General features: G+C 65.9%; 27 protein-coding genes. 16 read left to right on the top strand and 11 right to left on the bottom strand.

Annotation, left to right across the window (positions count from 1 at the left end; translation table 11 throughout):
- Positions 1 to 187: 187 nt before the first annotated feature.
- From MCHLDSM_RS04295 to MCHLDSM_RS04285, 3 genes are all read right to left on the bottom strand, one after another.
- Complete coding sequence (locus MCHLDSM_RS04295) at positions 188 to 1,057, bottom strand: mechanosensitive ion channel family protein (protein WP_053082910.1); 870 nt, start codon at positions 1,055 to 1,057, stop codon at positions 188 to 190.
- Between the two features lie 161 nt (positions 1,058 to 1,218).
- A complete protein-coding gene (locus MCHLDSM_RS04290) occupies positions 1,219 to 1,698 on the bottom strand; it encodes a hypothetical protein (protein WP_131722594.1) in 480 nt (159 codons plus the stop codon).
- The gene (locus MCHLDSM_RS04285; RefSeq protein ID WP_234713854.1) at positions 1,686 to 2,480 is read right to left on the bottom strand and encodes an RNA polymerase sigma factor; all 795 of its coding nucleotides are present in this window, start codon (positions 2,478 to 2,480) and stop codon (positions 1,686 to 1,688) included. Before MCHLDSM_RS04285 ends, MCHLDSM_RS04290 begins: the two co-directional genes overlap by 13 nt.
- Between MCHLDSM_RS04285 and MCHLDSM_RS04280 the strand changes: the two genes are divergently transcribed.
- The 12 genes from MCHLDSM_RS04280 to MCHLDSM_RS04225 all read left to right on the top strand — a co-directional run bounded on the left by MCHLDSM_RS04280 (position 2,479) and on the right by MCHLDSM_RS04225 (position 7,237).
- On the top strand, positions 2,479 to 2,946 hold the full coding sequence (locus MCHLDSM_RS04280) for an Asp23/Gls24 family envelope stress response protein (RefSeq protein ID WP_048469048.1): 468 nt from the start codon (positions 2,479 to 2,481) through the stop codon (positions 2,944 to 2,946). The two genes, MCHLDSM_RS04285 and MCHLDSM_RS04280, sit on opposite strands and share 2 nt — an antisense overlap.
- The gene (locus tag MCHLDSM_RS04275; RefSeq protein ID WP_048469047.1) at positions 2,947 to 3,255 is read left to right on the top strand and encodes a hypothetical protein; all 309 of its coding nucleotides are present in this window, start codon (positions 2,947 to 2,949) and stop codon (positions 3,253 to 3,255) included.
- Positions 3,252 to 3,521 (top strand): hypothetical protein, encoded by a 270-nt coding sequence (locus MCHLDSM_RS04270; RefSeq protein WP_048469046.1) that lies wholly within the window; start codon positions 3,252 to 3,254, stop codon positions 3,519 to 3,521. The genes MCHLDSM_RS04275 and MCHLDSM_RS04270 overlap by 4 nt, the downstream gene beginning before the upstream one ends.
- Positions 3,522 to 3,576: 55 nt before the next feature.
- The gene (locus MCHLDSM_RS04265; RefSeq protein ID WP_048469045.1) at positions 3,577 to 3,756 is read left to right on the top strand and encodes a hypothetical protein; all 180 of its coding nucleotides are present in this window, start codon (positions 3,577 to 3,579) and stop codon (positions 3,754 to 3,756) included.
- Positions 3,749 to 4,126 (top strand): Asp23/Gls24 family envelope stress response protein, encoded by a 378-nt coding sequence (locus tag MCHLDSM_RS04260; protein WP_048469044.1) that lies wholly within the window; start codon positions 3,749 to 3,751, stop codon positions 4,124 to 4,126. Before MCHLDSM_RS04265 ends, MCHLDSM_RS04260 begins: the two co-directional genes overlap by 8 nt.
- On the top strand, positions 4,123 to 4,746 hold the full coding sequence (locus MCHLDSM_RS04255) for a DUF6286 domain-containing protein (RefSeq protein ID WP_053082882.1): 624 nt from the start codon (positions 4,123 to 4,125) through the stop codon (positions 4,744 to 4,746). The genes MCHLDSM_RS04260 and MCHLDSM_RS04255 overlap by 4 nt, the downstream gene beginning before the upstream one ends.
- A gap of 3 nt (positions 4,747 to 4,749) precedes the next feature.
- Complete coding sequence (locus MCHLDSM_RS04250; RefSeq protein ID WP_048469043.1) at positions 4,750 to 5,319, top strand: Asp23/Gls24 family envelope stress response protein; 570 nt, start codon at positions 4,750 to 4,752, stop codon at positions 5,317 to 5,319.
- A 112-nt stretch (positions 5,320 to 5,431) separates the two neighbouring features.
- A complete protein-coding gene (gene mbp1, locus MCHLDSM_RS04245; protein ID WP_048469042.1) occupies positions 5,432 to 5,668 on the top strand; it encodes a microaggregate-binding protein 1 in 237 nt (78 codons plus the stop codon).
- 110 nt (positions 5,669 to 5,778) lie between these two features.
- On the top strand, positions 5,779 to 6,057 hold the full coding sequence (locus MCHLDSM_RS04240; protein ID WP_048469041.1) for a GlsB/YeaQ/YmgE family stress response membrane protein: 279 nt from the start codon (positions 5,779 to 5,781) through the stop codon (positions 6,055 to 6,057).
- Positions 6,058 to 6,089: 32 nt separating this feature from the next.
- Positions 6,090 to 6,371, top strand: a complete 282-nt coding sequence (locus MCHLDSM_RS04235; RefSeq protein WP_048469040.1) for a hypothetical protein — start codon at positions 6,090 to 6,092, stop codon at positions 6,369 to 6,371.
- Positions 6,372 to 6,392: 21 nt separating this feature from the next.
- A complete protein-coding gene (locus MCHLDSM_RS04230) occupies positions 6,393 to 6,779 on the top strand; it encodes a hypothetical protein (RefSeq protein ID WP_048469039.1) in 387 nt (128 codons plus the stop codon).
- A 65-nt stretch (positions 6,780 to 6,844) separates the two neighbouring features.
- On the top strand, positions 6,845 to 7,237 hold the full coding sequence (locus MCHLDSM_RS04225; RefSeq protein ID WP_327083148.1) for an STAS domain-containing protein: 393 nt from the start codon (positions 6,845 to 6,847) through the stop codon (positions 7,235 to 7,237).
- Between the two features lie 21 nt (positions 7,238 to 7,258).
- Here the strand turns inward: MCHLDSM_RS04225 and MCHLDSM_RS35645 are convergent, their stop codons facing one another.
- From MCHLDSM_RS35645 to MCHLDSM_RS35635, 5 genes are all read right to left on the bottom strand, one after another.
- The gene (locus MCHLDSM_RS35645; protein WP_082168700.1) at positions 7,259 to 7,666 is read right to left on the bottom strand and encodes a coiled-coil domain-containing protein; all 408 of its coding nucleotides are present in this window, start codon (positions 7,664 to 7,666) and stop codon (positions 7,259 to 7,261) included.
- Positions 7,663 to 9,804, bottom strand: coding sequence for a hypothetical protein (locus MCHLDSM_RS04215; RefSeq protein ID WP_048469037.1), 2,142 nt, complete (start codon positions 9,802 to 9,804; stop codon positions 7,663 to 7,665). Before MCHLDSM_RS04215 ends, MCHLDSM_RS35645 begins: the two co-directional genes overlap by 4 nt.
- Complete coding sequence (locus MCHLDSM_RS38985) at positions 9,801 to 10,658, bottom strand: hypothetical protein (protein ID WP_234713853.1); 858 nt, start codon at positions 10,656 to 10,658, stop codon at positions 9,801 to 9,803. Before MCHLDSM_RS38985 ends, MCHLDSM_RS04215 begins: the two co-directional genes overlap by 4 nt.
- A 923-nt stretch (positions 10,659 to 11,581) precedes the next feature.
- Positions 11,582 to 13,093: a site-specific integrase gene (locus MCHLDSM_RS04205; RefSeq protein WP_048469036.1), complete on the bottom strand. Its 1,512-nt coding sequence runs from the start codon at positions 13,091 to 13,093 to the stop codon at positions 11,582 to 11,584.
- A gap of 36 nt (positions 13,094 to 13,129) precedes the next feature.
- Entirely contained in the window at positions 13,130 to 13,903 is a 774-nt protein-coding gene (locus MCHLDSM_RS35635) for a hypothetical protein (protein ID WP_174545824.1), read from the bottom strand.
- Between the two features lie 112 nt (positions 13,904 to 14,015).
- Between MCHLDSM_RS35635 and MCHLDSM_RS38980 the strand changes: the two genes are divergently transcribed.
- A complete protein-coding gene (locus MCHLDSM_RS38980) occupies positions 14,016 to 14,420 on the top strand; it encodes a hypothetical protein (protein ID WP_234713852.1) in 405 nt (134 codons plus the stop codon).
- A gap of 39 nt (positions 14,421 to 14,459) precedes the next feature.
- Complete coding sequence (locus MCHLDSM_RS04190) at positions 14,460 to 14,708, top strand: winged helix DNA-binding protein (RefSeq protein WP_048469034.1); 249 nt, start codon at positions 14,460 to 14,462, stop codon at positions 14,706 to 14,708.
- Between the two features lie 468 nt (positions 14,709 to 15,176).
- On the opposite strand, the gene MCHLDSM_RS38030 is transcribed toward MCHLDSM_RS04190, so the two are convergent.
- Both MCHLDSM_RS38030 and MCHLDSM_RS37670 read right to left on the bottom strand, forming a co-directional pair.
- Positions 15,177 to 15,341, bottom strand: coding sequence for a hypothetical protein (locus MCHLDSM_RS38030; protein ID WP_156455029.1), 165 nt, complete (start codon positions 15,339 to 15,341; stop codon positions 15,177 to 15,179).
- Positions 15,342 to 15,379: 38 nt separating this feature from the next.
- Positions 15,380 to 15,604, bottom strand: a complete 225-nt coding sequence (locus MCHLDSM_RS37670; RefSeq protein ID WP_131722592.1) for a hypothetical protein — start codon at positions 15,602 to 15,604, stop codon at positions 15,380 to 15,382.
- A gap of 386 nt (positions 15,605 to 15,990) precedes the next feature.
- On the opposite strand from MCHLDSM_RS37670, the gene MCHLDSM_RS04180 reads away from it, so the two are divergent.
- Together MCHLDSM_RS04180 and MCHLDSM_RS35625 are read left to right on the top strand one after the other, a co-directional pair.
- Positions 15,991 to 16,572 carry a hypothetical protein gene (locus MCHLDSM_RS04180; RefSeq protein WP_053082878.1) on the top strand — a complete coding sequence of 194 codons (582 nt, stop codon included), beginning with the start codon at positions 15,991 to 15,993 and terminating at the stop codon, positions 16,570 to 16,572.
- A gap of 129 nt (positions 16,573 to 16,701) precedes the next feature.
- Positions 16,702 to 17,100, top strand: coding sequence for a hypothetical protein (locus MCHLDSM_RS35625; RefSeq protein ID WP_234713886.1), 399 nt, complete (start codon positions 16,702 to 16,704; stop codon positions 17,098 to 17,100).
- Between the two features lie 15 nt (positions 17,101 to 17,115).
- Here the strand turns inward: MCHLDSM_RS35625 and MCHLDSM_RS38365 are convergent, their stop codons facing one another.
- A complete protein-coding gene (locus tag MCHLDSM_RS38365; RefSeq protein WP_168440011.1) occupies positions 17,116 to 17,283 on the bottom strand; it encodes a hypothetical protein in 168 nt (55 codons plus the stop codon).
- Positions 17,284 to 17,298: the final 15 nt, after the last annotated feature.

Raw genomic sequence — 17,298 nt, 5'->3', positions numbered from 1 at the left:
GGCGTCTCGGTGAGCGCGTCGGTGATTCGGTGTCCGACGGCGTCGCCGGCCGCTGCCCCCACCTAACGGCCCGCTCGAGATCAGCGACCCAGACGCCGTGCGGGTGGGCGTCTGGGTCGCTGTTGACGAATCGTCGGCCGGAGGCTGCACCGGAACCAGCGCCGCACAGGTGTGTCCTAGCAGCGGGTCAGTACCCCTGCCGCGGGGGCGGATTGGTGCCGTAGGGCGGTTGCTGCTGCGCTGGGGGTGGGTAGCTGGGCTGCTGGTAGCCGTGGGGCGGCTCACCGCCTGGCTGGGCGTGTCGCTGCCCGGAGGGGCCGTCGTAGGAGCCCGGCGCTGCTGCCCCGATCTGACCTGGTTGCTGCGGACGCCCGCTGTCTTGCGAGGAGGACACCTTGTCGCGGACGTTACGACTTTCCTGCTCGGCTTTGTTTAGGTAGTCCTCCCATCGGTGCTGCATCGGTTTGATCAGGCCGCCGCCGACCCCGACGACCAGGATGCCCCCGATCGTTCCCAGGACCGCGACCAGCACCGGCAAGGTGACTGTCAGCGCGATCCCGATCTGGTTGAGCGCGGCGATGATTCCCAGGCCGAGGATGAAGACGCTGGCGATGTTGGCCAGCATTCTGCCGTAGGACAGCCCACTGAGGCTGTTGGACAACAGATCTCGCACCGCGGCGGCGATCGCCGAGGCCACCACCACGATGATCAGGGCGACGAAGAGTTTGGGCAGGAACGCGATCACTCCGCTGAGCAGTTCGCTGATGGGGTTGGGGCCGAACACCCCGAACGCCAGTTGCAGCACGAACAGCACCAGCGCGTAGTAGACGATCTTGCCGGCGATGGTCGACGCGTCGTATCGACTGTTGGCCAGGGCGCGTTTGACCCCGCCGCGTTCCACCGCGCGGTCGAACCCGACCCGTTCCAAGATCTTGTCGACCGCCTTGGAGATCAGTTTGGCCACGATCAGCCCGATGATCAGGATCAGCAGGAAAGCCACCAGTTTGGGGGCGAAGGTGGCCACCGAGCGCCACATGTCGTTCAGAGCGTCCCTCATATACACGTCCATTCCCTTAAGAGAGCCACGTTGCGCGGCCGCCAATGAGCGAAAGTCGTCCCGGCGTCTTGTCGGAACCGGGGCACGTTGACCTTCGGCGGAGTCAATTCCCTGATTTCTGCGCAGGGAAACTCGGTTTTTCGGCTCGGGTCTGGCGCGCGCTATTCGGCGAGCGGGTTCCCGCGCACGATGTCGATGACGGCGACGTCGATCTGGTGACCGAGCGCGGCGACCCCGAGCAGGTCGTCGAGGATGCCGGCGGCGAGGTCGCGTACGTGGTCGGCGACTTCGGTGAGCCGGTTGCCGTAGCGGCCGGTGATTTCGACGCTAATGCGTTGCAGGTCGGTGCCGTCCAGGTGGACGTTGACCGCGCTAGGGGCGCAGATTTGGTCGACGCGCAGCGCTGCGGCCAGGGCCGCGCGGATGACCAGATCGCTGACGGCGATGCAGCCCGGTAGCGGCGGTTGCTGGGGGTCGGGGTCCTGGGCGGTCACCGGCCACCCCGAGCGTGGGGTGTTGCGGACTGCGGCGATAACGTTGTCGGCGATGCGATCCCAGCCGGGTTCACCCAACTCCCGCAGTGCTTGTCCGGCGCGCGAGAGCAGCACGCCGAGCGGGTCGTCCCCGTTCATTGCTGCCATCGCTGCATCCTTAGTCGAAGGGTTGATTGAGCCCGGTGGTGATGTCCGCGTGCCGCCCCGGGACTCAGTTTCAGGGTCACGCCGATCTGGGGGAACGTCAAGCCGTCGATTTCCCGCAGCACCCAGACTGCGCGTTGGCGGACCGGTAGTTCGGCCAGGGCGCGTTCCAGGGCGGCCAGAAACTCGGTGTTGGACAACACAACTGCTGGATTTGAGTCCGCGGACGGGTCAATGGGGTCGATGAGTCGGTCATCGATCGGTTCGGCGTAGCGCACCCTCCGCGAGTCGATAATCTTGCGGTCACAGATGCGGAACAGCCACGTCTTGAGGGCCGACTCACCGCGGTAGTTGTCGATCTGACGCCAAGCCGCGATGAACGTCTCCTGGACCACGTCATCGACCCCGTCGCGGTCGCTGATCATGCGCCGAACATAACCGTAGAGCAGCGGGCCGTAGCGGTGCACGATCGTCTCGAACGCCGCGCGTTCACCCATGGCGGCGGCCGCAGCCAGGGTGCGGTCACCTAGGTGGTCTGTCACCGAGAGGATTTCACGGGGCGGGGTGTCCACCAAGCCGCGACCTCCTCCCGAAAGCCTGGCTCGCGGCGCGAGGTGAACCGGCCACACCCGCAGCAATGTCGAGACAAAACCTCTCACGCGCACCCGGAAAGTTGGGTACATGTGTTCTACATCACAATCGCCCAGCCGGACGTGCACTTCGGTGACGCGGTCTCGTCTACGCCCCTGTAACCACAGACGAGGATCGAAAGGAACCGTGCCCATGACGAGCACCCAGCCCCCCGCCACCGCACCGAAGCCGGCGGCCGCCAGCGACACCGCATTGGCCACCTCCCAGGGCAAGACCACGATCGCCGACACGGTGGTCTCCAAGATCGCCGGACTGTCCGCGCGTGAAGTGCACGGCGTGTATGACCTGGGCGGTGGCGCGCAGCGTATCGTCGGTCAGCTTCGTGAGCGCATTCCGGGCGCCTCGGTCAACCACGGCCAGGGCGTGTCGGTGGAGGTCGGCGAGAAGCAGGCCGCTGTCGACATCGACATCGTCGCCGACTACGGGGTCGCGATCGTCGATCTGGCCGGTGGGATTCGCCGCAACGTCATCGCCGCGATCGAGAAGATGACCGGCCTGGAAGTCACCGAGGTCAACATCACCGTCAACGACGTGCACGTCGAGGACGACAGCGACGACGACACCAGCACCGACAGCAGCCGCCCGGCGCGGGTGCAGTAAATGACCGAGGGGTATGCGGCGACGCCGGCACCGCAGGAACCCGCCGACCGGCTCGCTGCCGCGGTCCTGGGGGTTCCCGGCGTCGCCGCGTTGCACCCCGGCATGTTCGGCGAGGTCGGCACCTACCTACCCGGACGGCGAGTGGCCGGCATCCGCATCACCGACAACGTCGTCGACGTTCACATCGTCGTGGTATTCGGCGGCGCGGTGCGTGACACCGCCGCCGCCGTCCGCGCCACCGTCAGTGCTCTGCATCCTGGTGCCGCAGTCAACGTCACCGTCGAAGACATCGCCCCGGCCCCGCCATGACCCACACCCCGCCCGCCGCCCAGCACGTGGCCAATGACCGCGACCGCCGCAGCGCTCGGCGGGCGGCAGCCAGGGCGCACCATCCCGATCGCGGCGGTTCCGCAGCCGACCTGATCGCCGCGCTGGCCGAGATCGACCGCCAAGCCGACGGCGCGCCACCCCTGGAGGTGGTGCTGATCATCCGGCGGTCGCGGCGCGCACGACTGCACCGCTGGCTGTATCAGTGGCGGCGTCGACACACCAGCCGCCGCTACTTCACCCTCTAACGCCCCGACTGCCCTGTCTGACAACGACTTCCACCCATGTGAGAGGACCACCCCAATGACCACTGCCACCGTAGGTTTACTGGCCGGGCTGCTGCTCGGCGTCGCCGCCGCCGCCGGCGGATTCACCGGCTTCCTGATCGCTGTGATCCTGGGCGCCATCGGCTATGCGATCGGCGGGCAACGCGACGGCGAATTCGACCTCACCACGATATTGCGGGGACGCGGCCGTGGCTGACACCCTGCCCGCAGTCGACCACGACCCCGGCGGCCGGGGTTCACTGACCGTGCACGACCGCGTCGCCGAACAGATCGCAGCCAAAGCCGCCCTCGACACCGCCGGAGTTCGGCTCCAGGCCAGCGGCCTGGACAAGCTCACCGGACGCACCAAACCCAAGACCCACGTCAGCATCGCCGCCGGACGCGTCCGGGCACAGGTCGACATCGCCGTGCCCTGGAGTTACCAACTCAGCGCCGTCAGCGCCGCCGTCCGGGCCAATGTCACCTTCGCGCTCTCGCACCTGGCCGGATTGCAGGTCGACGGCGTCGACGTGGCGGTCGCCGCCGTCACCACCAACGACGCCACCACCCGAAAGCGGGTCCAATGACCGCCCCCGAACACCTCGAACACGTTCCGTCGACGACCTCGACCTCCGGGCCGCTGCACAACGGCACCCGCCAACCCGCGGCCACGCCCCGATCTCCGGCATCGGCCCCGCCGCCGCTGGCACCCGCGGCCGCGCACTACGTCGGCGTGATCAGTGCTCTGCTGCTGATCGCCCTCGGCGCGATCGGCGTCCGAGACGGCATCGCCGCGGCCGGCTGGATCACCGGACCCTCCTGGACCCAAGCAGCCATCGACTGGTTCGACGGCCAATCCGCGGCCGGCTGGATGGTCCCCGTCGGCGCCATCCTCGCCGCCGTCGGCCTCCTTTTTATCGGGACCGCGCTGTCCCCGCGCCGCCGCAAGGCCATCCCGGTGCAGGCCAAGACCAGCGTCTACCTCGACGTCTCCGACACCGCCAAACTCGCCGCCGCCGCCGCCCGCGTCGTCCCAGGCGTCACCAAGGCCACCGCCACGGCGACCCGCCGCGCCGTCAAAGTGACCGCCCGCACCACCGGACCCGACGTCACCCAAGACGCCATCGCCGGCGCCGTCCGCACCGCCTTGACGCCGCTGGCCTCAACACCACGCATCTCAGTGCGCACCCGAGTGGAAAGGCCCTGAACCATGACCGGCACCGCCACGTTCATCGACCGCCTCGCCGCCCTGATCCTCGGCCTCGTCCTACTCGTGCTGGGAGCGGCAATGATCATCTGGACCACCCACCTGATCGACGGCACCCCGGTCTACCTCACCGCGCCAGGGCTCGCCTTCGCCGCCCAAACCGCGTGGTGGCCCTGGGCCGTCACCGCCGCCGGCGTCCTACTGGTCCTGCTCGGGGTGCGGTGGCTGGCCACCCACCGGCCCGCCCGCCGCGCCGGGGACCTCACCCTGGCCGACAGCAACCTCTCCGAAGGCTGCCTATCGGCCAACCTTGGCTCCCTGGCCGACGCCGCGGCCGCCGAACTGCGCGAGCGCCCCGCCATCAAATCCGCCAGCGGCAAAGCCGTCATCGACCGCGGCAAACCCAGCATCCACCTCGACGTCACCGCCGCCGGCACCGACACCCTCGCCCACGCCGCCCACGCCGCCGACGAGATCGCCGCCACCACCGTCGGCATGCTCGGCGACTCCATCGCCGTCCAAACCCGCCTACACGTCAACACCCGCAAACCCAACCCCCGCCGACTCGCATGACCCACGCTCACTAGCAGCGTTGTCCCAGAACACACTGGGTGCCAACAGGTTTCCCGCTCATGCACGGGCGGGAGAAGTCAACACACCACACCATCGAGAAGGGCAAGAACCCATGGCAGACAGCAACAGCGGACCGGCCGAAGGCATCAAGGGCGTCGTCGAAGGCGTCAAGGGCAAGGCCAAAGAGGCCATCGGCGCGGTCACCGGCAACGACAGCCTGACCGAGGAGGGTAAGGCCCAGCAGGACAAAGCCGACGCCCAGCGCGACGTCGCCCAGAAGGAAGCCGAAGCCGAAGCAGCCCGCGGCGAAGCCAAGACCCACGAAGCACGCCAGAAAGCCGCCGAGTAAAGCACACCGCTGAGTTGCCCCGCCCGCCCCAGCGGGGCGCGCCAGCACCCCCCGTCGCTCACCGCCGCGATCCTCAGCGCACGCGGCCCCCACCAGAACAGGAGAAACCCATGATCGGAACCATCATCGGCGCCATCGTCGTCGGACTCATCGTCGGCGCCCTGGCACGACTCGTCATGCCCGGCAAACAGAACATCGGCGTCATCGTCACCGTAATACTCGGCGCGATCGGATCATTCCTGGGCACCTGGGTGTCCTACAAGCTCGGATACTCCAACCAAAACGGCGGCTTCAAGATCATCCCGTTCCTCGTCGGAATCATCTTCGCCGTCATCCTGATCGCCGGATACCTCGGTATCACCGGCCGCCGCGGCACCCGGACTCGCTAACCCGCGCGCCGCACCACCCGAAAGGAACCGCCATGTTGGCACTCCTGAGTTCACCAGTGCGGCGCTGGCTGCTGGCCACGCTGCTACTGCCAGTCGTGGCTTTCGCCCTGGCCAAGGTGGGTCTCTACCTGCAACGCCGCAACGGCGGCGCCCCCACCCGGCTGTCGCGGGCACTGCTCTCGGTGTCAGCCTTCACCCGGCGCCGCAGCAGCCGCGGCAACGACCGGAACGACCTCATCGACAACCCGCGACCTGACACCCCACCCATCACACCGCCGCCCGCGACGACCACCCCCAATGCGCCGCAGCAGTGATCACCTTCCGTTAGGACACACATGGCCACCAAACGCGCCACCAAAAAGACCACTGGCAGCCGCAAGACTGCACCCACCACGTCGACCAAGAAGCGGTCCGCTTCCCCGTCACGATCTCGCACGGCGAAGGCCTCCACAAAGACCGGAAGCCGCGGCACCGCCAAGACCGCGACACCGCCGGCAGCCAGTGTTGCCGCCGCCCAGAAGGTGCTGCGCACCGTCGAGCGCCGCGAAGCCGCGCTGCGCAAATCCCTTGACCAACAGACGAAGACCATCAAGAAGGTGAAGAAATCCCTCACCGAGCACCGCGACACGGTCAACGACCTCAAAACCGACCTCAAGAAGGTGAAGAAGACACGCAAGTCGGTGACCTCCTGCCCTCTAAACGCCCTCCCGCCACCTACGTGACGGGAGGCTCGCATCTTGCCGGCCAAGCCGACGTGGCCCAGTTTCCCGGCCTCGTCACCGTGACCATGACGTTCCGACGACCACGCACTCGACGGCGACACCGCGACCGTGCACGCTTCGTCTGCAGAGTCGAACACAGCACCACCATCGTGGCCGTCCGTGGCGACATCGACGGGTCCAACGCCTACGATCTCCTTCAAGAAGCGCGCGGCCGCACCGTCATTCGTCACGCACCGCTGATCCTCGACCTCACCGCGGTCACGTTCCTCGGCGCAGACGGGCTGCGGACGCTCCTGGCCATCAGCCGACGACACGCCTCCACGGCACCGCCCTGGATCGTAGTACCGGGACGGGCGGCAAGCCGACTACTGCAGATCGGCGACACCGCGCGTCAGATCCCCACAGCCGAATCGGTCCATGAAGCCCTCACCATCCTTTTTTGGGGACGATCTCGTTAACGGTTAACGAGATAGTCCCGGTCATCGACGTGGGTATTTGCGTGGCATTGAAACAACGACGTTGGCTCCGGAGGTTTCGTGCGTGAGTTCGGTAATCACCGCGCACAGCGTTTTGATCTTGCCTCGCAGTTGAGCATTTTCGGCAACCAGTTCCTGGTTGTGCTTTTGGGCCTGTACGAGTTGTCCGCGCAGCGCCTCGACATTTGGGGTAACGGGTCCGCACCCGACGGTCACCTTGAACTCGTTCACCAGATCGCCATGATGTTCGTAGAGTCGCTGCCGTGGTATCCCCGATTCGTCAGCCAACGCCACCACCGTGCGTGCGCCACTGCTCCGCTCGGCCTTGTTATCTCGGAGACGGTTGATCGCGTCCTGAACCTGCTGGCGTTCCTCATCCTTGCGTGCGGCCGCATCCCCCAGGATGGTCATTCGTCGTCCTCGCTCTGATGTGGGACTGTCATTGGCCGGCTGCTTTCGTGTTCTGCGAGGGCATTTCGGTGCTCGATGAGGCGGAGCTGAACTCGCTGCCGAAGCGGTTCGGGCAGTTCGAGGGTCGCCAGGTCACGTTGCAGCGCTTCGACATGCTGGGCAAGGTTGGCTGCGTCACGGTCGGTGCGGGCGGCGTTGACACAGCCCAGACGGCACCGACTCCAGAACGGTTCAGCGGAGCCGTCGCTGGTTTTCAGGCAGGCTGCGGTGGCGCGCCGGAACACGCACGTCACGACCGCGCCGTGGTGGATCTGCAGGTCCGGGTTCGATAGTGCCTGATTGATCTGACTCGTCGTGCTCACCGTCAGACCTGCGAATGCGCTTGCCCGGTCAACGCGGTCCCGGTACTCATCGGCGGCCGGACCGGAGACGTGCTCGCCGCGCTGAAGTCGTTGGTGATCGTCGTGGATGATCTCGGCACGGTGGAGAAACCGTTCGAAGGTGATGTCGTCGAGGAATCCTGAATCGGCTCCGCCGGCATAACCGTGGATCATCTGTGTGTGCAGGTGGCCGTATTGCGTTGCGCCGGCAATTGTTCCGCCGGGCCGCCGCACGATGTGCCAAGCCAGGGTGCGTCGCAGGCGCGGCACTTGGATCGTGCCCTCCGGGTCGGCGCCGATCGGCGGATGGCTGACCGCTGGAGCGACCTCGCGGTTGAACCATTCGACGAAGCTGGTGATGTCGGCGTTGATGGAGCCAGGTGTTCTGGTCCGGGTAGCGCCGAAGAGGAATCGCTGTTGGGAGCATATGTTGAAAGCCGGAAAAAGCAGATCGCTCACCGTAAGCCGCTCAAGAACGCCGACGGCATGGGCGGTTTCGTCGGTCACGACCCACGGGATCGTGGCCGGGGATCGGTCCCGGCGCCGGTCATTTGCCTTCAGCTGCTGGCCGGACATGAGTGTCAACGCCAGCTTGGAGTCCCGGCTGATGCAGCCGCGCCGCAGGTTGAGTGCCTCGCCGGTCCGAACCCCCGAGAGATAGGCGATCACGAGGAAACAGGCCGTCGTCACGTGGCGCAGCAGTTCGACGAGTTCACTCGCACCGACGGGGGCTTCACGCCAGGGGCGAGTACTGATTGGACTGAAGGTGTTGGCGCGCAACATGTCCACCTCGATCGGCAAACCGTACTCGGCCAGCAGGACCGACGTCTCCCTCATGCGTTTCAGTTCGGTGTAGTTGAGCCAGCCACCCACGGCCAACCCCATCAGATCGACAGTGGACGTGTCGCCCGTCCGGATACCCGGTATCGAGGCGTCGTTGCGGCCCAGCGCCGCAAGCAGGCATTCGAGGTGGGCCTTGGTGGTGTCGAACAACGACACCGTGCGCGTGGGAGCCCGACGAATGTCCGGCGCGATCTGATGGGCGAGGTGCCGCATCGCCAGAAGATTGCGCGCCGCGGGAAGGAGATCGGCAGCAACCGTGCGGGTGACCATCAACGCCGCCGAGAGCAGCGGCTCCATGACATCGGGATGAATCCGTGGGGTCGTGTTCGGCTTACCCCAGGACGACTCATAGTGGGCGAGGCCACGTGCACTCGCACCGCCCCACAACGGGCCAGGGGGGAGCCGGCACTGCGCGGGCAAAGCGTCCCGGTACACGTGCAGACGCTTGATGGCCTGGAGCGCCGAGCGTTTGGATTGGGCGCTAACACCGCTGGTCTCGGTGACGTGGCGCAGATAGTCGTCGAGGTGCTCGGCGCTGACTTGGTCGAAGGATCTCACACCCTTATCCGCCAGCCAGATCGTGAACCGTCGCAACGGTACCAGCTCGCCCAAGATCGTCTTGATGTGCGGATAGAGCGATCGGGAACTGTCAAGGCGGGGTGCGTCGTCGACGATGTTGAGCAAGGCGAACAAATACAGCTTGCAGGCGTAGCGAAAGGGCGTCGGGAAGCCGCCCCAGTGCACGGCTTGTCCGGCGCTGTGGCGGTCCTCGATCGCCGCGGACAGATCCCACACCGGGTCGCCGAACAGGCATCGGATCCCGTCGATGTGAAGGGTGCGGTTGATCAGGACTTCTGTGTCGGGGGTGAGGTGGACACCTGCCACGACGTCGAATACCTCAGCTGCGTTGGTCACGATGCTTCCAGGTTTCCCGCCAGCAGAAGGGTGACTGTCTGACGATCGCGGTCGGTGATCTCGGTTCGCGCGGCGGTCAGCTGGGCCTGCTCGTATTCGGCGAAGATGTCGTCCAGTTGCGCGAGGGGACCGGCGTGATCGGCGATCCATCGCTCGATGGGCATTTCGTGGCGCAGGCCGCGGAGCCGGTCGGCGACGACCAGTTGAACAGGCAGATGGCGGGGGAAGGCGCGGGCGTTGCTGCAGTCAAGGCATGCCATGAACGATTGGCGGCACCGTTGACCGTCGATCGGCGAGTGCTCGAAATCGGCGCAGTTACCCAATACGGCGTCCTGGCCGGATCCGTCGTCGTGAGTGTCCGGTTGCGCCGTCATCGAGCGTCGGGCCAGCGCTCGGGTCACCTGCTCGTCGAGGGCCTCGGCGACGATCTGGAATCCTTCGTGGCGCACCGGGTCCATGCGACTGAGATAGCGAGACAAGGTGGCCGGGGTGTGGGACGTGGGTTGTCGGACTTGCTCCAAGTAGGTCTTGCGCAGCCGATCCATACTGATCCCGAGGAGCAACTCATCATGCTCGGCATCACCGGTTAGCCACGGCGCCATCCACCGCCGTCGAGCAGCCACTCCGGAGGCGGTGCTGCTGATTCCGTAGCCGAAGAGTTTCCGTTCGGCGTTGTCGGGTTGGGCGCTGTAGTAGATGAAGGCGCGCTCGGACACGGTCAGCGCGCGGGCCGGTTCGGTCAGTTCCAGCAGCAACATGAAGACCCCGTACGCGGTCGTCAGCGACGTGTTGGCCACTGTGGCGCGCCGATTCTCCCCACCAAGCGGCCGCAGTTCGGTGCGCAGCGCGGTCACCGGCACCGTCATGGCCGACCGTTTCCCACGGCGTGGCTTGTCGGTGCTGATGAACACGATGCCGGGTTCTTCGGGGCTGCTGGCGTGTCGGTGCGGGGCGGGCAGCGAGTCCAGCGTCGACAGGTTCAGGCCGGTCAGTGCGGCGAGGAGAACTCCAAATGCCCACGCCTCGCCGGGGCTCAGATGCAGCAACGATTGGAGTCGACGTCCGTCGGCGGCGGTCACCGCCCGTCGGGTCACGTACGCCCGTGCACCCGAGGCGGTCCGTGGGAAATCGCCCTCACGGGCGCAGTGATCGAGTACTTCGGCCAGACTGCGATCGGGGTCTGCGCAGGGGAGGTGATCGAACTGTCCCGCACGATAGTCGGCGACCATTGCCCAACTAGTCCGCAATCGGTTACGCGCGCGGCGAACCATTCCCCGTGCCACGACGGTGATTTGGCGCATCTCGTCGGCTGTATACGGTTGTCGTGCCGCCGCGTTCTTCTGGTGACGCACGCGTGCGAACGCCTGGCGTGCGTCGTCGGAGACGACGGGACTACAGCGCAGCAGTGTCTTGAGGCTCGGCGCCGGGCCAGGGCCGCTGGGTACCCGACACGATAAGGCGAGCAGCCGGGCATCCGAGGCGGACAAATCTGCCAGTCCCCGCAGTGCTGGTCGGTTTTGGGCAAGCCAGCAGCAGGCATGCCGGGCAGACTGCCACAGCGCGCCGGCCCCCCTCAACCGCTTAGATACGCCCAGCACACCGGTGGCATCCTCGAATGCGATCGCAAGATCGTGCTGGATTCCGTGCGTGCCCGGCAGAACGCCGAAGTCGAAGTCCTTCGACTGAGTGCCATCCTCGCTGACGAATGTCACGATCAGCCCGCGTCGCCGCGGCACGGGTCGCCACGCCGGATCCGGCTGCGCCGCGAGGTGACCCGTCATGTGGGGACCGTCAGTACGCGCGGCTCACCGACGCCGACTGTTGCGACGAGACGCTCAAGTGATTGCCGATCGTCGGCATCCATCAGCGCGATGAGCTCCTCCACCTGCAGCGCCTGAAACGGCTCCAGGTAGACGCTGCGGGTTACCTCGGCACTGCGATGGCCGAGAAGTGTCGCCAGCAGGAACCAGACGTCGCCGAGTTGGTTGCGGAAGTCGCGCTGTTCCTGCTTGGTCAACATGTCGGTGCGGCGCCACGCCACGAACGTGGCGATGCAGTACCACCGCAGCGCAAAGGAATGCCTCAGCATGTGGGGACGGCACCACAGCGGCGTACCTCCCGCTGGCGCAAGCGCTTTTGCGACCCTGGTGTTCGCGCGGTCGAAGGTCTTGTACCAGGAGTGTTTTGGGCGAGGTGTCCCATCGTGATTCAGCCACAGCCACATCGGTTCCAGGGCATCGGATCCCTGGCGGAACAACTTCATTCGTGTCGACGGCCCGAGTGCGTCCAGCCGGACCGTGCGACTCGAACCGGTCGCATCAATAACGTCCAGTTGCCCATCGCGCCGAACTCGGTCAACGAACCATCGATCGGCAATCTGTTCATAGCGGCCGGCGCTTTGCGCGCGGGCGATGGCACCGCTGCGGCTGCCTTCGTGCAGATAGAAGTGGACTTGTTGGGCGACGCGGCGCCGCATCCAGAACACTCGCCCGCTCCCATTCTTCGCGCAATGAGACGCGACGCGGGAACGCCCAAGCCCTTCAGAGCCCGGCTGGGGCACCTCGATGGTTAACATGCTGGACCACTCGCCGAGGCGTAAACCCGTCCCGAACAAACCCTCCACGAATGCGATGTCGCGATCCTCAGTCGCTCCCTGCCAATCGTGACGCGGCACGCCCTCCATTGTGAAACCACGCAGCCCCAGGTTGCGCCACAACCGAAATGCCTGTGGAGTAAGCCATTTCACGTCGGCCCTGCGCATCCCCGACGGGGTGCTCTCCAACACGACTTGGCCCCCGCCCATCCAAGACGTAGCAAGCGCACGGGCTCGGACGGGATTCTCGACTCCGTGCTGCTCTGCCGCCCATGAGTAGAAATTGCGGATCGCCGCGCGATCGACACAGAAGCTGTTAGCGCTCACATGCTGGGGGTTCTCCTCGGACGACAGCCGCCACTCCTTAAACGCAGCCAAATCCGATCGCGACGCCCCATCCCATCGGCGGACGCCGATCGCGTGCAGGAAATCTAGCCACACCTTCAGCGACAAGGCGTAACGACGCAACGTCCCCGTTGCCCGTCCCCTCACCAACGGATCTCGCCAGTAGGCGTTCACCAATGCATCCGCCCGGCCCCACGGATCAAGAAAGAACGGGGTGCCGTCACGCGCACCGTTGCGCTTCGCCCAGGTCTCGACATCGGCTATGCCTGAAATGACGTCGTCCACCGATACGAACTGCTGCTGGAAGTCGTAGAAGTGGAGAGTCCAGCCATCAGCGAAAACATCAGCCACCCTGGGCCCTCCTACCTCACGACCAGAGCACCATCATCACGTACGCACCTCCGCTAGCGCGCTCGACACACCTGTCGGGCAGAGAACGGGAGTTTGGATGTTGCCCGGGCACACCACCACAGAGTTGTCAGCCGTCGCCCTGGTGAATGCGGCGCGCAGGGCGGCCGCGTCGCCGAACAGTGAAAAGATTGCCGACTGTGGGCCGCCTGAGTCTGTGTTGGCGGTGCATCGGATTGTGGCCGTCGCGTTGCCTTCGGGATCGACCGCTGTGCACGCTGAGGGTTCGTAACCGGGCGGCAGCAGGGTGCGTAGCTTGGTCTCCGCCGTGTCGTCACGCTGGTGGGATTCATTGCTGGCGCTGGCAGTGTCGCTCTGGCCGTCATGGCCGCCGCCGTCGCTGGTGCTGACGGCCACTGTGACGATCGCTACTGCGATGACCGCCGCGGCCGCGATCGCCAGGGCGATGCGAGTGCGCCGGCGGCCCGCCGGTGGGGAAGGCGTAAACGGGGATGCTTGCCGTGCGAAGCGGTCCTCCCCGCGGACCGGGGTGTGGCCGTAGCCGGGCTCGGGGCGCTGGGGAGGAGTGGCGTCGATCGTCGTCGCGGGCGGCTGGCTGACCTGGGAGTGGTGCTCGTCGTCGTGGGGTGGCGCGCCATCGGGCGGGGAAGTCGGGGATATGGCGGTCCATGAAAACGGTGTGAATGGTGATGCCGGTGGCAGCGGAATAGGTGCGGTGTCCGGTCCGTCGATGCCGTCTCCGGTGGCGTCGGCGCCGCCGAAAGCGCCCTCTGCAGCGTCCCCGCCCGTCACAGCTTCACCCCCGACCGATTCGTCGACATCGCCTCACCTGCCCATCGAGGTTAAACGGCTGGGGCGCGGTCCTGGAGTATCGCCACGTCGTGCGTGCGTGTAGCTCTGGGCGATGGGCGACAAAGTGGTGCCGACACGCCCGAGATGGCCGGAGATGGCGCTCGGGGCCGCCACCATGGGAAACGCCGCGATTGCGATACAGGTCAGCTGGATGGTCGTCGTTGTGATCAAACGCCAGGCGAGAGATATACGACGGACAGTCACAGCAGCGCTATTCGCGGCGTGGCCGACCGAAGGAGGACGCATGTCGGTGATCTCGTGCCCGTGGACGCACTCGGAGTTGGGGCCGTGTGTGTACGGACGTGCGCACAAGGTGCTCTATCACACGGTCGACGTGTCGGAGCCGCCGGTTGACCGTGGGACCTACACCTATCAGGAAGCCCGGTTTCGACACTTCGACTACAACGGCGTCGAAGTCCAGGTCGACGGGCACGGGCGAATGATTGATCGCGGGTAGCCGCTGCCGCGTCGACGTCGACGACGAAACGAGGAGGCTATGGCCGATCTCAAATTGACACCCAATCAGGCGTGGATGCTCGGCCAGGTTCAACGCGCTGGATTCGATCCCGACGAATGGTTCCGTCCGATGGACGTCGGCGGTCACGATGCCAATGATGTGTCGTCGTTACTGGCGGCGCTGTGCCGCAAGGGCCTGATCGAGCGGCGACACCGGCCAGCGTCGACCGCCTTTCTGTATCACCTGACACCGGCTGGCCGCGATCACGTCGCCGATCGCGAGTTGTGATCGGGAAGTGGATGATCTGCCCGCAATGCGGTGGCGACGACTGCGGCGATCTCGACATCGCCAACCCCTTCGACGCGCCTCGCATCGAGAGACCTGGACCGCACCTGGTTGTGCAGGTCTGCCTCGACTGTGACTACTGCTCAGCCGTCCCGTTCTGAAACGGAACCGGACGGGGCTAGACGGTCACCTCTGTCAAGCAACCACTTTGATCGACTGCGCCTGGGCCGCGCGAGATCGGCACGTGGTCAGCCAAACGGTGTTAGTCGTCAGGCCATCGCATGATCTGCGGGTGCTCCGCATGTCATTGTTGCGCGGAAGATGTTAGAGCAGCTGTGGTTTCGGCCCGGACGCGGCATGCGTGGTCATTGGCGCATTCCCACTCGCGGCCTTGCCCGCAGTCATTGAAGCTGGACGGCCGGAACTGGTGAGTGCCCCACCGCCCGCACCGCCAGCAGCACTTGGCGAACGTCATCGGGCAGTCGCGCAGGCCGGGCAGAACTCGCCGTCGAGGTCACAGGACCACCCATCGTCGACGGGATTTCCGTCGACGTCGACGTTCCCGTGGCGCACCGCAGCTGTCCACTCCGCTTGCGCCCCGCACTGATCGCGGGCGGCGCTCAACACCAAGGCCATCAGACACTCCGCCGCTACGACGTCATGGAGAGCATCGCTCAGTGCTCTTGCGGCGCCTGCGATTCCATTGCCAGCGCCTCATCCAGATACAAGGCTGCGGTACGTTTCTGCTCGGGACTCGAATCGCTCGACAGCACCACATCAGCGGCGAGGGTCGATGCGTGGTGAGCGTGTTGGCGCCGATAGTCGGGATCGTCCGCCGCGGCGACGGCGAGATGAAGCGAGGAACGAGCCTCAGCAAGCTTGTCTGATGGTGTCTGCATGGTCGCCGCCGTCCCGATGTTGATCGATAGCTCCGCTGATGCGTGCTACGCGTTGTGCGCAGAGGAATTGTTGGCCGGTTAGTCGGCGCGCATGGCGACCGACACTTTTGGGGAGCGAGAATGTCGGGGAAGACGGTCGGCGGCGTGTTCACCCCCGGGGTGGTGCTCGGCCCGGTCGCGGGAAACTCCCCATCGACGACGTGCGGCCGGGCGGCCGGGTGCGCCTCGGCGGAGCGGCCGGCGGTGCCTCGAGAACAGCGGGTGAAGATTCTATGCCTCGATCAGCGTCGATCCGCGGGACAGCAGCGTGTCCGACTTAGGGTCGGCAGCGCGACGGACCAGCGGCGGGCGATGGTCACCGCGGCCGGAGAGGGGGATCGATTGCGATGAATGGCGACGGGGACGAGGTCGACGCGCTGACCGAACGTGACCAGGCCCGCTGGGCGGCAGCGCGGACCGCGCTCGATGACCTCATGCGCGGACTCGCAGCCGGAACGATCGACGACGCCGGCGTGACGGCCTACACCCGGCAGCTGGCCCAACTCAACCTGGATCTCGAGCAGGTCCGCGACAGTCTGCACCTACCGAGTGACGCCGGGCCCTACTTGGAGGCGCTCATTGCCATTCTGCTGCGCATTCCAGAACGATGGGGCCGATGGGTGTCCTGCGATGCAGGCTGGTATCCGCTGCTAGCGGCCCTCGACGCCGGATTGGCGGCGCTGGATCCCGACTACGTGCTACATCAGGCCAAAGAGAAATTCGCGACCCTTCGGTACTACGCACACACCGACAACGACGCTGTGCGTGCGGAGTTCGAGGCCTTGATTGCCGAAGCTGAACGCCGATCGGCCACGATCTGTGAGCGGTGCGGAGCGGAGGGTTCGCTATCCACCGGGCCGCAGTACGGTCGGATCAAGACGCTGTGTCCCAGTTGCCGAACGGTTTTGGGGTACGAGGCCAAGGCGTAGGGGTTGTCGTGTTGCAACATGGCTGTGGGGGACGCGAAGCGATGGAGTCTGCTGGCGGAGGTGGTGGTGGGCTGGAGGGACGCGGTGGGTAGGCCGGCTGCGCGTTCGGTTGCGCTACGCGCGTTGATCGTGTCGGTCCTGGAAGCCGCCGAGGTCCCTTTGCCGACGCCCGAGATCATCGTGCGCGTCGCTGATGGCGGCCGCAACTGCAACAGTCCGCGCGGTCCGGTGTGCCCGGACTGGTCAGGTCGCGCTGGTGGCGTTTACCCACACTGTCCAGCCTGGTGTTGGGAGACGCCCGGGCCGAAGGGGCCGCAACTTCGGCCGCAGCTCCTGGCGCTGGAACGGCTCGGCGTTGTGGAACGCGTTCACTATCCGAACGCAGAGAGCATCGCCAAAGCTGTTGCCGCAGGCAATGTTTACGACCACGTAATGGGTGCCCGTTCCGGGTGCGTCTACTGGCAGTGCACCGATAATGCGAGTGACGCGTACTTCAACGCCGCGGTGGATGCTATCGGCGATCCCTAGGGTACCGAGTTTGTCTTAGTAGTGGGTCGAGGTGAGGTAGGCGATGCGCTCGGTGACGTCTTCGAGGTCCTGGAGAATCTGCTGTCGTCGTGAGCTGGGTTGAGGTGCGGGATCGTCGAGCTGACGTTGGAGTTGAGCGCTCCACTGGTGTGCCTGTTCCAAATCCATGTCGTCGGTGTACATCTGGGCGAACCTCTA

Source organism: Mycolicibacterium chlorophenolicum (assembly GCF_001044235.1).
Taxonomy (GTDB): domain Bacteria; phylum Actinomycetota; class Actinomycetes; order Mycobacteriales; family Mycobacteriaceae; genus Mycobacterium; species Mycobacterium chlorophenolicum.
Note: the sequence above shows the minus strand (reverse complement) of the source record. Positions and strands in the feature narration are given on the sequence as shown.

What these genes read in the sequence shown, in the direction of transcription:
- MCHLDSM_RS04295 (WP_053082910.1), bottom strand. Translation starts at nt 1,057, where the DNA reads ATGAGGGACGCTCTGAACGACATGTGGCGCTCGGTGGCCACCTTCGCC.
- MCHLDSM_RS04290 (WP_131722594.1), bottom strand. Translation starts at nt 1,698, where the DNA reads ATGGCAGCAATGAACGGGGACGACCCGCTCGGCGTGCTGCTCTCGCGC.
- MCHLDSM_RS04280 (WP_048469048.1), top strand. Translation starts at nt 2,479, where the DNA reads ATGACGAGCACCCAGCCCCCCGCCACCGCACCGAAGCCGGCGGCCGCC.
- MCHLDSM_RS04285 (WP_234713854.1), bottom strand. Translation starts at nt 2,480, where the DNA reads ATGGGCACGGTTCCTTTCGATCCTCGTCTGTGGTTACAGGGGCGTAGA.
- MCHLDSM_RS04275 (WP_048469047.1), top strand. Translation starts at nt 2,947, where the DNA reads ATGACCGAGGGGTATGCGGCGACGCCGGCACCGCAGGAACCCGCCGAC.
- MCHLDSM_RS04270 (WP_048469046.1), top strand. Translation starts at nt 3,252, where the DNA reads ATGACCCACACCCCGCCCGCCGCCCAGCACGTGGCCAATGACCGCGAC.
- MCHLDSM_RS04265 (WP_048469045.1), top strand. Translation starts at nt 3,577, where the DNA reads ATGACCACTGCCACCGTAGGTTTACTGGCCGGGCTGCTGCTCGGCGTC.
- MCHLDSM_RS04255 (WP_053082882.1), top strand. Translation starts at nt 4,123, where the DNA reads ATGACCGCCCCCGAACACCTCGAACACGTTCCGTCGACGACCTCGACC.
- MCHLDSM_RS04250 (WP_048469043.1), top strand. Translation starts at nt 4,750, where the DNA reads ATGACCGGCACCGCCACGTTCATCGACCGCCTCGCCGCCCTGATCCTC.
- mbp1 (WP_048469042.1), top strand. Translation starts at nt 5,432, where the DNA reads ATGGCAGACAGCAACAGCGGACCGGCCGAAGGCATCAAGGGCGTCGTC.
- MCHLDSM_RS04240 (WP_048469041.1), top strand. Translation starts at nt 5,779, where the DNA reads ATGATCGGAACCATCATCGGCGCCATCGTCGTCGGACTCATCGTCGGC.
- MCHLDSM_RS04235 (WP_048469040.1), top strand. Translation starts at nt 6,090, where the DNA reads ATGTTGGCACTCCTGAGTTCACCAGTGCGGCGCTGGCTGCTGGCCACG.
- MCHLDSM_RS04230 (WP_048469039.1), top strand. Translation starts at nt 6,393, where the DNA reads ATGGCCACCAAACGCGCCACCAAAAAGACCACTGGCAGCCGCAAGACT.
- MCHLDSM_RS04225 (WP_327083148.1), top strand. Translation starts at nt 6,845, where the DNA reads ATGACGTTCCGACGACCACGCACTCGACGGCGACACCGCGACCGTGCA.
- MCHLDSM_RS35645 (WP_082168700.1), bottom strand. Translation starts at nt 7,666, where the DNA reads ATGACCATCCTGGGGGATGCGGCCGCACGCAAGGATGAGGAACGCCAG.
- MCHLDSM_RS38980 (WP_234713852.1), top strand. Translation starts at nt 14,016, where the DNA reads ATGGGCGACAAAGTGGTGCCGACACGCCCGAGATGGCCGGAGATGGCG.
- MCHLDSM_RS04190 (WP_048469034.1), top strand. Translation starts at nt 14,460, where the DNA reads ATGGCCGATCTCAAATTGACACCCAATCAGGCGTGGATGCTCGGCCAG.
- MCHLDSM_RS38030 (WP_156455029.1), bottom strand. Translation starts at nt 15,341, where the DNA reads ATGGCCTTGGTGTTGAGCGCCGCCCGCGATCAGTGCGGGGCGCAAGCG.
- MCHLDSM_RS37670 (WP_131722592.1), bottom strand. Translation starts at nt 15,604, where the DNA reads ATGCAGACACCATCAGACAAGCTTGCTGAGGCTCGTTCCTCGCTTCAT.
- MCHLDSM_RS04180 (WP_053082878.1), top strand. Translation starts at nt 15,991, where the DNA reads ATGAATGGCGACGGGGACGAGGTCGACGCGCTGACCGAACGTGACCAG.
- MCHLDSM_RS38365 (WP_168440011.1), bottom strand. Translation starts at nt 17,283, where the DNA reads ATGTACACCGACGACATGGATTTGGAACAGGCACACCAGTGGAGCGCT.